Below are 14,948 nucleotides of genomic sequence, written 5' to 3'. Positions count from 1 at the left end.
AGGGCAGAACGGGATGGAGTGACGGATTCTCAGTGCTTGACACAATATCGGACTTCTTCATCCCCTGTTGCCTTAACTGGAAGGTGCTGGTATAATGGCGGCGGAGATGTAGTGAAAGGGGAATTGAAACTTCATGGCAGGTACTCTGTAATGGTTATTTCATGAAATAGAACACCTTTATCGTGGATAGGATCACGGGATAGGTGCGTCTGTTCATACCATTACGAAGGACGCTAGGTAAGGAGTTATAAATGACCTGGCGAATACCTTTAGGGTATTCGTTTTTGTGTTTATCAGATTCATCTCCTTTAACCCTTGCTGTTGCTTCCTTAAATATTAGGAGGAGTTATAAATGAAAGCATTAAAGGGTAAAATCGCAATCGTAACCGGAGCCAGTCGTCGGATCGGTATTGGATCGGCAATTTGTCAGGCACTCGCTGAGGCGGGGGCCGATATCTTTTTCACGTATTGGCGGCCATACGACCGCACGATGGAGTGGGGAGAAGATCACGATTGGCCGCAGCTTCTTGTTAAGCAGCTGGAACAGGAAGGGGTTCGCGCGTATGGCATGGAAGCAGATCTGTCTCATCCGGCGACACCAAAACAGATTATAGAGGAAGTATCAGCGGTATTCGGGCAGCCGTCTATTCTCGTTAACAATGCAGCGTATTCGACCTTGGACGGCTATGAAAATTTGAGCGCTGACATTCTGGATGCTCATTATGCTGTGAACGTGCGTGGTACGTGTATGCTCTGTGCGGAGTTCGCCAAGGCCTTTCAGCTGCCCTCTGGAGGAAGGATCATTAATATGACCTCAGGTCAGGATAAGGGGCCGATGCCAGGCGAGCTTGCTTATGTGGCTAGCAAGGGAGCCATCTCTGCATTTACCGTCTCATTAGCTGCTGAACTGGCACCGCTGCAGATCACGGTGAATGCCGTTGACCCCGGTCCAACCGATTCGGGATGGATGAGTGAGGGGTTGAAGAGCTTCCTGCTCCCAAGGTTTCCTATGAAACGCATTGGTCAGCCTTCGGATGCTGCACGTCTGGTGAAGCTGCTGGCTTCGGATGAAGCTGGCTGGATTACCGGACAGATTATTCACTCGGATGGCGGATTTATGTAGATCCGATATTCATGGGATCATGTTTTGAGGCTAATATACAAGGAGGACCGGCAGCTAAATGCCGGTCCTTTATCGTTATAAGGGCGCGTTATGAAAGGCTGCTTTCTGAATAGCGCTGAAATAACTTTTGTTGATGAGATAGAAAAATATCTTCAAGGTTAATGTCATATTTATTGGCGATAACGATCAAGTTTCCCAAGACATCGCCAAGCTCCTCCACCAGTTCTTGTTTATGCTCAAGGTATGTACCGTTATCTTCATCCGGTCGATCGCGTCCGATCTCCAGAGCTCTGATGGCCCGTGCGACCTCACCCGTTTCTTCAGCTAAAAATCCGATTCGTATAAAGATATCAAGCTCAGACCACCCGCGCGATTCGTAATATTCTTTGACCCATTGTTGAAATTGATTTACGTCCATAGCTGTTTTCCTCCCCAAATGCAATAATTTAAATGTAGCAGATAATCATATATATTAAAGAAGTATAATTCAAAAAGAAAACATACGGAGGGACAACATGAAGAGGATTGCTGTATTTTGCGGATCTAGTGACGGTGTTTCACCGGCATATAAAGAAGGTGCTGTCCAGCTGGGCAAGGAGCTCGCCAGACGGGGAATTACGCTCGTATACGGAGGGGCCAGTGTCGGAATTATGGGGACTGTAGCCGATACGGTTTTGGAAGCGGGAGGGCAAGTGATTGGCGTCATTCCCCAAATGCTGGAGGACCGGGAGATTTCTCATCGTAATTTAACGGAATTGATTATTGTTAGCTCGATGCATGAGCGAAAAACGAAAATGTCCGATTTAGCAGACGGATTTATTGCTCTGCCAGGAGGGCCCGGAACGCTGGAGGAATTTTTCGAAATTTTCACGTGGGCTCAATTGGGACTTCATCAAAAGCCGTGTGGGATTCTGAATGTTAACGGTTATTACGACTTGCTTATTTCATTCTTTGATCATATGCATGAACAGCAATTTTTACATGAAAAATACCGTTCCATGGCACTTGTTGATTCCGATCCGGCGGATTTGATTGAGAAATTCAATACATATGCCCCGCCTTCCGTGAAAACTTACATTAAGGAAGACCAAACCTAAACATAGAACGTTTCATAACAGAAAATGGGGGTGTCCCAGGTCAAACAGACCTTTTGGGACACCCCCATTCTTATTCCCGAGCTGACGGCAGTTCCTATCCCGTTATTTCATCGGTTCATAGTCTGCGACCACAAGCACATCCATGTGCCTTGCACCCCGGAGTAATGTTTTTGCGATATTCCCTTGACGTATCTGCCTCCAGGCAGTCCTTTTGGATTGGCCGATAATCATCTGGGTTGCCCCTGTTTCGTCAGCCTTAGCGATCAGCAGATGAGGGATCTCTTTATGGCGATTTGCCTTCAAAATTCCAAATGTTCCGCCTAAGCGCTCCGTCAAGGTGTGCAGAGCCTCTAATCGCTCGGGGAGTTCAGGGCTGTGCGGCATATGCTCCACCTGAACAAAGGTCACATACCAAGTTGCTTTTAGGCGGTGGGCAATCCGGAAGCCACGCCGAATCAATCGTTCCGCTTGAGATTCGATGTCCACGCACACATAAATGACCTCTTGGCGCCTCCAGGGTCCCCGGAGTGAGCTGCTTCGTTCCCATGATTCCAGCCTCTCATCCACATCATCTGCAATTTCCCTTAGAGCAAGCTCACGCAGAGCGATCAGGTTTCCTGTCTTGAAAAAGTGGCTGAGCGCCTGATTCACTTTTGCCATATCATAGATTTTTCCATCCTTCATCCGTTGCTGCAGCGACTCGGGGGTAACATCAATGAGCTGGACTTCATCAGCCAATCGTAAAATATGATCTGGAACGGTCTCCCGGACGCGGACACCCGTAATTTGCTCCACCGAATCATTCAAGCTTTCCAAATGTTGTACATTTACGGTTGTGATGACGGAGATGCCTGCGGCTAGTATACTCATTACGTCTTCATACCTTTTTTTATGCAAACTGCCAGGCACATTGGTATGCGCCAGCTCATCTACCAGCACGACATCGGGATTTCGGGAGATAATGTCATCAGTGTTCATTTCCTCAAGATGTACCCCACGGTAGTCAATGATTCTGCGTGGGAGGACTTCAAGGGCACCAACCTGATCTTGTGTATCCTTGCGCCCATGGGTTTCCAGTAATCCGACGAGGACATGCAGCCCTTTTTTGAGAAGGTCGTTGCCTTCCCGGAGCATTGTATATGTCTTGCCAACGCCTGGAGCGGCTCCGATATACACCTTGAACCGGCCCCGCTTAATCTGCTTGATCTTCTGGTCAATCTCCTGTGAGTTCAGCCGGTGGAACGGCTCGAATGGACCGGGAGGCGGGTTGATCTGGGCTGGAAGAATGCGTTCCCCGTCTGACTCGGCACGGTCGGCCACGATAAAAATATCAACGCCCCGTGTTTTTAGAAGCAGATCTTGAATGATGGAGCCTTGAAGCAACTCTTGCCAACGCGTTTGCTTCGAATGGCCGAGTACAATCCGGGTAACGTGATGCTCCAGCGCATATTGGACCAGCACATCAGCCAGCTTTCTCCGGGAACAGAGGGGAAGCTCATCGAATTTTGCTCCGATCCGTTTGGCGAGCTTCACGATCGAGCGTTTGAACGCAGCCTGCTCCTTGCTGAGATCCTTATCCAGATTGACAAAAGTAACGACCAGCAGATCACCGTTCAGACGTTTCGCGATCTGCTGTCCGCGGCGCATATAAATCGATCCGTTCCAGTGATATTGGGTAGATACCAATATCCGTTCATCGGCCCCTGATGGTCCGATAAGCCCCAGCTCCTTGCGATACCTTTCGAGGGATTCGTTAACACCTTCCGCTACAAGGCGCAGGGTTAGCTCCCGCAGTACGGCCAGATTGCCGTGCTTGAACAAATCGCTGTCTCCGCCGGATAAACCGTCGGCTGCGCGGACCAGCATCGTTTCGGGTGTTACGTCGATTAATACGACCTCGTCCGCCAATTCCAGCGTGTCTGCCGGTACGGTATCAACCGCCCGAATTCCGGTCAGCTTGCTCGCAAGCTCCCGCACATCCTCCAGTTCATAAACGTTAACCGTTGTAATCACACTGATGCCGCGGCTCAGCAGGAATCGAATATCCTCGAGCCGGGTAGCATGTTGTGCTCCTTCCCGGTTACGGTGTGCCAATCCGTCAACGAGCAGCACCTCAGGATTTCGCTGCACCAGCAGCTCCAGATTTAAATCCTTTTTTTCCTCATTGCCCTTATACCAATGAATACTAGGTACCCGGTCCAGATCGCCGATCTGCTCTATCGTGTCCGGACGCCGCATGGTGGATACCGCACTAATGACAACGTCAATGCTTTGATTTTTTAGGATATGGCCTTCACGGAGCATATGATAGGTTTTCCCGGAGCCGCTTACGGCCCCGATATATACCTTCAACCGGCCTTGATGCAGCTTTGAGATGGACAGCAGGATTTCCTCTGGCGATTTTTTTCTGAACGGGTCCATGGATTTCTACGCTCCTTGCCACTTCATTTAAAAGGAGTAAAGCCGGACCCTTTAAGTGGAAGGGCCGGCTGCTATTGGGTTTTGCCTGAGCTTTTGTTACCTGATTATTTCAAAAGTTCACTTAGCGCAAGATTCAGCTTCAGTACATTGACACGCGGTTCACCGAATATACCCAGATCCCGGCTATCGGTATGTTGATCAACCAGTTCTCCGAGCTCTCCTTCGGAGATACCTGTCAGTTTGCTGATCCGGGGAATCTGGACCTCAGCCGATTTAGGCGTGATGTGAGGGTCCAGACCGGAGCCAGAGTTCGTGATAAGGTCAATCGGAAGCTCGCTTACCGGCACATCCGGATTGTTGTTCTTCCAGGACTCAATCGATGCTTTCGTTCTTTCCATCAGGTCCGGATTGGAGGGAGCGTAGTTGTTGCTTCCCGATCCAGCGCCGTTATACTCAATACTCGATACCCTGCTCTGAAAATATTTAGGGTCCGTAAAGTTTTGCCCGATGAGCTCGGAGCCGACTACTTTTCCTTCGCTGTTCTTGATCAGGCTTCCGTTCGCATGGTCCGGCATCAGAAGCTGCGCCGCGCCTGTCGTTACGAGCGGATAACAAATACCGCACAGGATGATAAATACAAGACTTGCTCTTAGAGCGGTACTAAACAAAAATCGGGCCGTATGAGCTTTTTTTTGTTCATGGTTATTCATCGTTATTCGACCTTTCCATATCTATCTTTAGATTAATTTCCGCTCTGTCTCTTCATTAAATCCACAAGTGGACAATCATATCAATCAGCTTGATGCCAATGAACGGTACGATCACACCGCCCAATCCGTAGATCAAAATATTACGCTGCAGCAGCTTGGTCGAGCTCATCGGTTTATAAGCTACGCCTTTCATTGCAAGTGGTATGAGCAGCGGGATAATGAGGGCGTTAAAAATCAAAGCCGATAAAATCGCGGACATAGGGGAACCCAGCCCCATGATATTCAATGCGTTCATGCTCGGAATGGCTGCCGTAAACATCGCCGGAATGATGGCGAAATATTTAGCCACATCGTTCGAGATACTGAAGGTAGTCAATGCACCGCGGGTCATTAGCAGTTGCTTGCCAATGGCGACCACTTCAATAATTTTGGACGGGTCAGAATCCAGATCGACCATGTTGGCAGCTTCTTTGGCAGAGGTTGTGCCGCTGTTCATGGCAAGACCGACGTCCGCTTGCGCCAGTGCCGGAGCATCGTTCGTTCCGTCACCAGTCATGGCGACCAGTTTGCCCTCGGCCTGCTCCCTGCGGATAACGGCGATTTTATCTTCAGGCTTACTTTCGGCGATGAAGTCATCCACACCTGCTTCTCGGGCAATGGTAGCTGCAGTCAGCGGATTGTCGCCGGTACACATAATCGTCTTGATGCCCATTTTGCGAAGCTGGTCAAAACGTTCCTTCATGCCCGGCTTCACCGTATCCTTTAGGTAGATGAGGCCGTAAATCCGGTTATCTACCGCCACAGCCAGCGGTGTTCCACCTTCGGTAGCGATGGCGTCTCCTTTGGCAATCAGATCGGACGGGATCATGCCTCCTTGAGACTGAACCCAGGCTCTTACGGCATCGACTGCTCCTTTGCGAACTTTTCGGCCGTCTTTCAGATCCATACCGCTCATCCGTGTCTCAGCCTTAAACTCGATGAATTCGGCACCGGATGTAATAGATTCGTCAAATCCTAAGCTTTCTTTCTTCATCAGTTCGAGAACAGAGCGACCTTCAGGCGTTTCATCCATAACTGAGCTGACAGCTGCCCACTGGGCGACAGAGCCGACAGGTTCCGAACCGACCGGGATAAACTGGCTTGCCATCCGGTTACCAAACGTGATCGTTCCTGTCTTATCGAGAATCATCGTATTGATGTCGCCGGCAGCTTCAACCGCTTTACCGGACATTGCCAGCACGTTGAACTGCGTCACCCGGTCCATGCCGGCAATCCCGATTGCGGACAGTAGACCACCGATGGTGGTTGGGATCAGACAGACGAGAAGAGAGATCAGGACGGGAATCGAAAGCTCGATTCCGAGATATTTGGCGATCGGGGCAAGCGTGACAACCACGATCAGGAATATTAATGTTAGTACGGTCAAAAGGGTATTCAGCGCAATTTCATTCGGTGTTTTCTGACGAGATGCACCTTCTACGAGCGTGATCATCCGATCAATGAATGACTCGCCGGGGTCGCTGGTGATCCGGACTTTAATATGATCGCTGACAACCCGTGTGCCGCCGGTTACCGAACTGAAATCCCCGCCGGCTTCTTTAATGACCGGGGCTGATTCCCCGGTAATGGCCGATTCATCGACAGATGCCAGACCTGCAATGACCTCACCATCACCGGGAATCATCTCACCCTGCGAGACGACTACGATGTCACCTTTACGTAAATCGGTAGACGGAACACGCTTGATGCCGCCGCCGTCCATAACCTTGTTGGCCGCGATTTCCTTCTTTGACTGCTTTAAGGAGTCAGCCTGGGCTTTACCGCGCCCTTCAGCAAGAGCTTCGGCAAAGTTGGCAAACAAGACGGTTAAGAGCAGAACCACAAATACGGTCAGATTAAAGCTGATGCTGTCTTCTGTCCCGAAATAATGGGGAAAGATAGTCATGAGGAGGACGATAAATGTACCAACCTCGACGACAAACATCACGGGGTTTTTCATCATGGTAATAGGGTTTAACTTGATGAAGCTATCTTTTAACGACTGGCGAACCATATCTCCGCTTAATACCTTTTTTCTATTGTTATTCATTGGGATAATCCACCTTTTCTATTAACGGATCATTAAATGCTCGGCAATCGGGCCAAGCACCATCACGGGCAGGAATGTCAGCGCCCCGATGATCAGGACTACCGCAATCAGAATAAAGGCGAACAGCCGGTTATCCGTGCGGAATGTCCCTAGTGTCTCAGGAATCCACTGCTTACGCAGCAGAGAGCCGCCTACCGCCAGAAGCGAAATCATCGAAATATAGCGGCCAAAGAGCATGACAAGCCCTGTTGAGATATTCCAGAATGGCGTGTTATCCGCGAGACCTTCAAAGCCGGAGCCGTTATTCGCTGCCGAGGAAGTATATTCATACAGCACTTGTGAAATGCCATGAAAGCCTGCGTTCGTAATGCCCGCTTGACCAGCGTCCGTCATGAGAGCGAGAGCAGTTGGCGCGAGAATAATGAAGGGATGAGCCAGAATGGCAATCGCAATCAGCTTCATCTCCCGGGCTTCGATTTTCCGCCCTAGAAACTCCGGCGTTCGTCCAACCATGAGTCCGGCGAGGAACACGGCCAGAATGGCGTACATTAACATATTCATCAGACCGACGCCTTTTCCGCCGAAGACAGAGTTCAACATCATGAGAGACAGCGGTGTTATACCGCCAAGCGGTGTCAGCGTATCGTGCATGTTATTGACCGATCCGGTTGTGGCCGCTGTGGTTACGGTCGTAAACAGAGCAGACTGGGCAATACCGAACCTGACCTCTTTGCCCTCCATATTGCCTTGGGAAGCATCAATTCCAAGTCGATTCATCGCCGGATTGCCGCTGGATTCAGACATGTAGGCAAGTGACAGGAATCCGATGAACAGAACCATCATGGCTGAGAAAATAATCCAGCCCTGCTTGCGGTTCTTTGCAAATAAACCGAACGTGTAAGGCAGAGCCGCCGCAATACACCACATTGATAAAATTTCGATTACGTTAGTCAGCGGATTAGGATTTTCAAACGGATGAGACGAATTGACGCCGAAATGTCCGCCGCCGTTCGTGCCTAGATGTTTGATGGATTCCAGTGCAGCCACTGGACCAACTGAAATTTGCTGCTCGGCGCCTTCAAGCGTCGTTACATTAATGGTAGGTTTCAAGGTTTGTGGAACATGCAGCGCAACGAGCACCATAGCCACGACAAAGGCTAGTGGAATCAATACTCGTGTATGTGCCTTAACAAAATCTTCAAAGAAGTTGCCTATTGTTGTACCTTTGCTGGTAATCGCTCGAATAAATGCGATCGCGACACACAGTCCGGTAGCAGCGGATGTGAACATCATCATGGTGATGACGGCCATCTGAGAGAAGTAGGAGAGACCCGATTCACCGCTGTAGTGCTGCAGGTTCGTATTGGTCATGAAACTGATAATGGTATTGAACGATAGCGTCGGCTCCATGTTGTCGATCCCGTTTGGATTGAACGGCAGTATCTTTTGTAGCCTTAGAATGAGATAACCGGCCGCGACCAGCACGATGTTGGTTATCACAAAGCTGATCGCATATACTTTCCAGCTCATACCCTTGCGTTCTTTAAGCCCGATCAATGCGAAAATCGGTTTCTCCGCCCAGGAGAACCATTTATCTGTGCCGTTGGCTTCATTGCGAAACACATTATACAGATGGGTTCCGAGAGGCTTAACGAGCAGCACCAGAACCAGAATAACGATGGCAATTTGTACAATGCCCATGATTGATTGCTTCCTCCTTCAATAACACCCCTAGAATTTTTCCGGGTGAATCAGCGCGTAAATCAAATACAGAAAAATAAAGATCATAAATGCCATAATGATGATCATTGGTTATCAGCCTCCGGTTCATTGACCACGCGTCCGCACCAGGATAAAAACAAGGTGAACAGTGCGTAAGTTCCTCCTAGAATGAGCACCATGCACAGATCCTGCATGTCAATCCCTCCAAAACATATTTAATAAATAATAGTGGCTAGCTGACGAGTGATGAAATTAAGAAGGAAACATTGGTATGGTTCGTGTGCAGCACGATTGTTGCGCCAAGTCCTTTATAAATTAATCTTGGATTGCTTGAATGAGTGATGACATAGATCGGATCTGAGGTCCATGTACGGCAAATCCGCAAATAACGGCAGCACAGGTTCAGACTGCTTTCAAACAGGAACACCTTGCTGACGGAAAACTCGGGAATGATCCAGGTTTGTTCATCAGTAGTGTCGATCAAGATCATGTTTTTGGCTCCAAGCTTATCCAGACGATCTTGCTCTGCCCGGTTGTTCACAATGGCTGCAAACGGAATTTTATTTCGAATAAGCTGGGTTACGAATTCCTCCCCTGCCTTGGTTGGAGCGGATACGATGATCAGATCTTGCAATTTTTCCATGTTTTCTCCTCCTGATTACTAGAAAGAGAAGGCAACAAAAAAGAAGCCACAGGGAAGGAGAGTCACTCTTCCCGTGGCTTCTGATGACACAGTGAAATACACCGTGCCTTGCACACGACAATCGTTGCCTCTCTCGATACGCTTACGAGGTTAGCTGACGGATTCGGGCGTGAGAGTCGCCCTACCCATAGGCAGTTATCCTGCCGATGAGATTCACCCCTGAGAGAAATACACGTCTCTCGTTTGGTTCCCCCGTTCCTTTTCCATTCAAGGACTCAGCGAATAAAAAGCATTTTGTAAAAAACCACAGAGGCATCAAGCCCTGTGGTCGTGTTTCTCGATCACAAGCTTCATCATCCTCTCCTTGTGAGCAGACCGCGTCAATTAAATGCGTGACTGCTTAACTCAACGCTTACGAGGTTAGCTGTCGGATTCGGGCGGTGAGAGTCGCCCTACCTGATCCGAATTTCATGGAGTCTTTGGATCAGGATTCACCCCTGGAGATGTTCAATGGTGGCTCTCACACCACCTGGCGCATCTCCTTGTTTGGTTCCCCCGTTTCCCTTGCCTAGCAAGGGAATTCAGCGATTCATGAGAAAACATTGTTCAATTCATGATTCGTATCATACGTCTGGCGGTTCGTAATGTAAATCGAGGGAGAGGCACATTTGAGGTGTTTTTTAACCGGATAGCTGCGGGAAAGAAGTTCGATCACCCGAATACTGCTTCATACTCTGTATTTCTCTGTATTTCGTTAATTTTTCGTAAAGTGGTAAAATACTGTGCATTTGTATGGATAATCGATGTCAAGCCCTAATGTACACGTTTTCTTTTGGCTTTTTCGTCGATATTTTGAATTTATAGACCATAAATGAACATTTACTTTGAAAGGGACAATGACGTATGATTCATCCAACTTTAACCATATAATCTACACGCTGAGTTCCCGAAAGGGAGGCGGGGGAACCAATCTCACCATAATTAATGGTGAATGGGGTGAATCCTTAGAGCTTGCTGCGCAAGCACAGGGTAGGGCACTCTCAAGCCCGAATCCGACAGCTAACCTCGTAAGCGTATTGGGAGAGAACACGACCCATCATACTTTAGGTGGCACGATTGTGCCGCATTCAGCGCCTGGGGAGCGGGTTTCTCTGCTCTTTCAGGCTTTTTGTGCTGCAATTGAACCCTAGAAAAGGAGACTGTGAGATGGCTAAAATAACAGACTCTTTACCGCAATTAACGGAACATAAACTACACGAAACTACGATACGTTATATGGAGATTTTCCGTTTTGACGGTAACTCGGCTGAACAGGATATTCCGTGGAACGATAAGAGTACGAACTGTGGATTGTTTAAAATATCTTGTAGCGGTGCTTCTGGCTATGCGGAGTATGCACTGCCGGATACGAGAGAGTATGCGGATCTTGTGCGCTGGTCGTCTGTGTTTATGCGATTAAAGGGACTGACGGTGGCCGAGGCCATAAGCACTATTCAGAAGCAGCAGTGGGGAGCTGTCCGCACGATGCTGGCGGAATCCGCTCTAAAGGATCTTTCAGCGAATCTGATCCAGTGTAATGAGCGCCAACGCCTAGGAAGCCTTCCGCTGGAGCGCTCTTTTTTGATGGATTGCTCGCGTGCTTATTTTTTGTTTTGATTCATAATTTATGGAGATTATGAAATTCTATAAAGGTAAACGTTAAGCACTAATTGCTGTTTTGAGTTTCTATAAACATGCATTCCCATTTCCACAGTACTGGTCAAGCGTCTCACGCTCCGGTAACATAGAGGGTAACAAGTGAATGTACAAGGAGGAGCTATGCTTCTACAATTCGGTTACTCCCAGTATGAGAGCAAAGTATATGAAACGCTCGTGACGAGCGGCGAGGCGATGGATGCATCGAGTATCGTGAAGTTGTCCGGTGTTCCGAAGGCTAAAATTTATGAGGTGCTGGACCGGTTGGTGGACAAGGGAATTGTCATGGATACGGTATCCGGCAAAAAGCGTACCTATACGGCACTTCCCGTGGAAGCTGTGATTGATAAACTGACGCATGAGTTTGAGAGTGACATTAAGGAGCTTCGTTCAGCGGGTGTTCGCAAAACGGTTGTGGATGATCAGGTGTGGAGTCTGAAATCGCATAGCTCGATCCAGGCGTTCTGCAAACAGATGATAGAGGAAGCACAGGAGTCTGTTCTCGTCTCGATGTGGAGCGATGAGTTTAATGAAATAACCGATCTGCTGGACCGAAAAGAGCGGGAAGGTGTGCGTGTTGAAGCTTTGGTGACGGGGGATGACCATCCGGAAGTGTCGCTGTCCAAGCTGTATGTGCTGAATCCTACGGCCGATCACGATAAGCTGGAGCGGTTCATGCTTCTGGTAACAGATACGAAGCAGCTTCTATTCGCAGGCGTCGAGCAGGGCAGCTGGCAGGCAATCCGGACGCAGGCACAGCCGTTTGTGAAGGTGTTTGTTGAATTTTTCTATCACGATATGGCATTGACTGCATTCAGTCGTAAATATCCAGAGGAGATGTTCAAAGACGAAGAGATTAAAGCGCTCTTGCTCCGGCTGCGCTATTAAGCAAGGACAGAAAGTTTGGAGGAATGATTGCTCCGCACAGCGTCTCTCAACAGCAAAGGGGCATCCCACAGGTCAATGGACCTTGTGGGATGCCCCTTTAAGTGTATACTGTGTGAACTTGATCCAAGTTTACAACTGCTCTGCGGTTCGGGACGAAGCAGCAGCTTCGTCTTTGGCAGGAGCAGAACGGCGAGTTAGCGAGAAGAACGCGACACCGAAGGCAACAGCAGCGATGATACCGCCGACCCAAGGATTGTTGGCTACCGAGCTCTTCTCAATAACGGTGCTGCCGATAATTGAACCCGAGGCGATTCCCAGGTGAAGCATGGAGGAATTCAGACTGAGCTGTGTCTCTGCATTGTCTGGAGCCAGCTGAAGCAGATACGTCTGCTGAGCTGGAGAGATGGCCCAACTGAGCGCACTCCATATCATCATAGCGATCAGGAACACCCAGAACGAGATTTGAGCTGTGAGCATGACCATGAACATCGATACCGAGAAGCATGCCACAATGGTGAGGATCGAACGTTTCGTACCGAAACGGTCAGCTATCCATCCGCCCAACCCGCCGCCTGTTACGGCTGCGATGCCGAACAGGAAGTAAACGACACTCATCATGCCGGGACTGACGTTGAATGTGGACTGTACATAAGGCTGTAGATATCCGTACAAAGTCAGATGACCGGTGAGCAGCAGCAGGACGATAAGCTGGGCGCTCACGATTTTACTATTTTTCAAAAGCGCAAGCTGTTCACGTAGCGGTACTACCGGGTTCGGAGCTGTGCGTTTCGTGAATAATGCAATGCCGGCCATAGATAGCAGGCTAAGAATCGCAATAACGAGAAACGGAGCGCGCCAGCCGTAAGCATTACCGATGACCATACCGAGTGGTACCCCGAGAACAAGCGATCCGCTGATTCCCATATAGATAATTCCGATCGCGCGACCTTTGTGCGATTCCGGAACGAGCGAGGCTGCCATCGAGACGGACAGTACAATGATGACGGATCCGCTCATAGCAGATAATGCACGGGCTGCGATGATTGCTGCATAACTTGATGTGAAAGCTACGATCAGATTACTGATCATAAAGGCAGTCATCATGTACAGATAGAGCTTTTTGCGTTCCATTTTAGCGGTCACATTAATCAGAATCGGACCTGAGATTGCAAAGGCAATGGAAAAGATGGTGATAAACTGACCAGCAGAACTGATGGATATTTGAAGATCCTCTGCAATGAGATTCAGAATGCCTCCAACGATGAGTTCAACCATACCGACGACAAACGCCGCGATGGCCAATATATATACGCGAAAATTCAAACAGACACATCCTTATCTCATAAAGTATCAAATTTAAGTTACTACCATTATAGTAACCTTGGTTATCTGATGCAACCTTTTTTCGTGTTCAAATAACCGTATATTCTTTTTAGCCGATTTAAAGTCACCCCGGAGTGATAGCCTGTCCTATATCATCGTGGTAATATTTGAATAATTCGACTTGAAAGGGTGCTGTAATGCCTTTTTCAAGAAATTCAGAACTTTTGGTGGAGGTGAATTTGCCAGATGGACAGGCCTCAGAGTGTCATGCGTGATCATATTCTTTTTCCGGACAGCTCTTTTCCATTTACGGCTTCGACGACGGAAGGGGTTAACCCCGGATTCCAACGTCTGCACTGGCATCAATCTCTGGAAATGAACTACATACGAAGCGGAAGCGGTTACTATCTCATTAACGGGATGAAAGTACCGTTTGAAGAAGGCGATCTTGTCTTCATTAACAGCGACGATTTGCACCGGGCTTTTGAAACGAAAGATCTGGTGATGGATATTATTATGTTCGATCCCTCGCTCCTGGCCATTGATCTGAAGTATGACCCGGAACTGATGCATCCTTTCCGCGAAGCCGGTGTGCATTTCGGCCATATCGTCACTCACGATAAGCCCGTTAGCCGGGAATTGGTGGGGCTGTTCCAACGGATGATGGAAGAGAATCGTATGAAAGACGATGCTTTTATGAGTCTGATTCGTGCGGATCTGATTCGCTTTCTGGGGTTGACCAACCGTCACCTACACGAGACACCGCAGCAGACGGTCCATCTGTCTATGAAATATCGTGGCATGCATGTGCTGAGGGATGTACTTCATACAATGGAACTGAATCTTGGCTACGGCTGGACGCTGAATGAGCTGGCCGATCTCGCCCATTTAAGTCCTTCGCGGTTCAGTGCCCTGTTTCATCAGGCTGTCGGCACTTCACCGCTGAATTATTTAATTCAGTTGAGATTGACCCATGCAGTGCATTTGCTCGAGACAACGGATCTGAAAATTATCGGCATCGCCGAGGAATGCGGGTTTCGGAATCTTTCCAACTTCAACCGGCTCTTCAAACAGCATGTCGGCATATCGCCAAGTGAACTGAGAGAGCGGTCATAATAGGGAACCCAAGCATATGACAGTAAGATAGTATCAGTTCTTACGTGTATAGCAGTAGTTTGAACTGCCGTAAAAGAGTATCTTGTACATATAACAACAGTTTGATCCCGTGATCAGCGGA

Annotated in this window: 13 protein-coding genes and 3 riboswitches; of the genes, 5 read left to right on the top strand and 8 right to left on the bottom strand. The window is 48.6% G+C overall.

Annotation, left to right across the window (positions count from 1 at the left end):
* Positions 1 to 352 precede the first annotated feature (352 nt).
* A complete protein-coding gene (locus MNQ98_RS28345; protein ID WP_241931164.1) occupies positions 353 to 1,123 on the top strand; it encodes an SDR family oxidoreductase in 771 nt (256 codons plus the stop codon).
* 88 nt (positions 1,124 to 1,211) lie between these two features.
* Here the strand turns inward: MNQ98_RS28345 and MNQ98_RS28340 are convergent, their stop codons facing one another.
* Positions 1,212 to 1,541 (bottom strand): MazG nucleotide pyrophosphohydrolase domain-containing protein, encoded by a 330-nt coding sequence (locus MNQ98_RS28340; protein WP_241931163.1) that lies wholly within the window; start codon positions 1,539 to 1,541, stop codon positions 1,212 to 1,214.
* A gap of 97 nt (positions 1,542 to 1,638) precedes the next feature.
* Between MNQ98_RS28340 and MNQ98_RS28335 the strand changes: the two genes are divergently transcribed.
* A complete protein-coding gene (locus tag MNQ98_RS28335; RefSeq protein WP_241931162.1) occupies positions 1,639 to 2,220 on the top strand; it encodes an LOG family protein in 582 nt (193 codons plus the stop codon).
* Positions 2,221 to 2,322: 102 nt separating this feature from the next.
* Here MNQ98_RS28335 and MNQ98_RS28330 read toward each other — a convergent pair whose 3' ends face one another.
* From MNQ98_RS28330 to MNQ98_RS28310, 6 genes are all read right to left on the bottom strand, one after another.
* Positions 2,323 to 4,641: a histidine kinase gene (locus tag MNQ98_RS28330; RefSeq protein ID WP_241931161.1), complete on the bottom strand. Its 2,319-nt coding sequence runs from the start codon at positions 4,639 to 4,641 to the stop codon at positions 2,323 to 2,325.
* Between the two features lie 104 nt (positions 4,642 to 4,745).
* Entirely contained in the window at positions 4,746 to 5,351 is a 606-nt protein-coding gene (kdpC, locus tag MNQ98_RS28325) for a potassium-transporting ATPase subunit KdpC (RefSeq protein WP_241931160.1), read from the bottom strand.
* Between the two features lie 55 nt (positions 5,352 to 5,406).
* The gene (kdpB, locus tag MNQ98_RS28320) at positions 5,407 to 7,440 is read right to left on the bottom strand and encodes a potassium-transporting ATPase subunit KdpB (protein ID WP_241931159.1); all 2,034 of its coding nucleotides are present in this window, start codon (positions 7,438 to 7,440) and stop codon (positions 5,407 to 5,409) included.
* A gap of 21 nt (positions 7,441 to 7,461) precedes the next feature.
* A complete protein-coding gene (kdpA, locus tag MNQ98_RS28315) occupies positions 7,462 to 9,141 on the bottom strand; it encodes a potassium-transporting ATPase subunit KdpA (RefSeq protein WP_241931158.1) in 1,680 nt (559 codons plus the stop codon).
* A gap of 30 nt (positions 9,142 to 9,171) precedes the next feature.
* Entirely contained in the window at positions 9,172 to 9,228 is a 57-nt protein-coding gene (locus tag MNQ98_RS29980) for a potassium-transporting ATPase subunit F (protein ID WP_442950376.1), read from the bottom strand.
* A gap of 166 nt (positions 9,229 to 9,394) precedes the next feature.
* Positions 9,395 to 9,805, bottom strand: coding sequence for a hypothetical protein (locus MNQ98_RS28310; protein WP_208917229.1), 411 nt, complete (start codon positions 9,803 to 9,805; stop codon positions 9,395 to 9,397).
* 123 nt (positions 9,806 to 9,928) lie between these two features.
* Positions 9,929 to 10,096: riboswitch (cyclic di-AMP (ydaO/yuaA leader) on the bottom strand.
* Positions 10,097 to 10,199: 103 nt separating this feature from the next.
* Positions 10,200 to 10,402: riboswitch (cyclic di-AMP (ydaO/yuaA leader) on the bottom strand.
* A gap of 329 nt (positions 10,403 to 10,731) precedes the next feature.
* Positions 10,732 to 10,895, top strand: a riboswitch (cyclic di-AMP (ydaO/yuaA leader).
* A gap of 116 nt (positions 10,896 to 11,011) precedes the next feature.
* Between MNQ98_RS28310 and MNQ98_RS28305 the strand changes: the two genes are divergently transcribed.
* Both MNQ98_RS28305 and MNQ98_RS28300 read left to right on the top strand, forming a co-directional pair.
* Positions 11,012 to 11,461, top strand: coding sequence for a hypothetical protein (locus MNQ98_RS28305; RefSeq protein ID WP_241931157.1), 450 nt, complete (start codon positions 11,012 to 11,014; stop codon positions 11,459 to 11,461).
* A 162-nt stretch (positions 11,462 to 11,623) separates the two neighbouring features.
* The gene (locus tag MNQ98_RS28300; protein ID WP_241934067.1) at positions 11,624 to 12,388 is read left to right on the top strand and encodes a TrmB family transcriptional regulator; all 765 of its coding nucleotides are present in this window, start codon (positions 11,624 to 11,626) and stop codon (positions 12,386 to 12,388) included.
* Positions 12,389 to 12,517: 129 nt separating this feature from the next.
* Here the strand turns inward: MNQ98_RS28300 and MNQ98_RS28295 are convergent, their stop codons facing one another.
* On the bottom strand, positions 12,518 to 13,663 hold the full coding sequence (locus tag MNQ98_RS28295; protein WP_241934066.1) for an MFS transporter: 1,146 nt from the start codon (positions 13,661 to 13,663) through the stop codon (positions 12,518 to 12,520).
* 294 nt (positions 13,664 to 13,957) lie between these two features.
* On the opposite strand from MNQ98_RS28295, the gene MNQ98_RS28290 reads away from it, so the two are divergent.
* Positions 13,958 to 14,827, top strand: coding sequence for an AraC family transcriptional regulator (locus tag MNQ98_RS28290; protein WP_241931156.1), 870 nt, complete (start codon positions 13,958 to 13,960; stop codon positions 14,825 to 14,827).
* The last annotated feature ends 121 nt before the right edge of the window (positions 14,828 to 14,948 follow it).

The sequence above is a fragment of the Paenibacillus sp. N3/727 genome, from assembly GCF_022637315.1.
Taxonomy (GTDB): Bacteria; Bacillota; Bacilli; order Paenibacillales; family Paenibacillaceae; genus Paenibacillus_AQ; species Paenibacillus_AQ uliginis.
The sequence above is the reverse complement of the archived record's forward strand: the minus strand, read 5'-3'. Positions and strand labels throughout refer to the sequence as shown.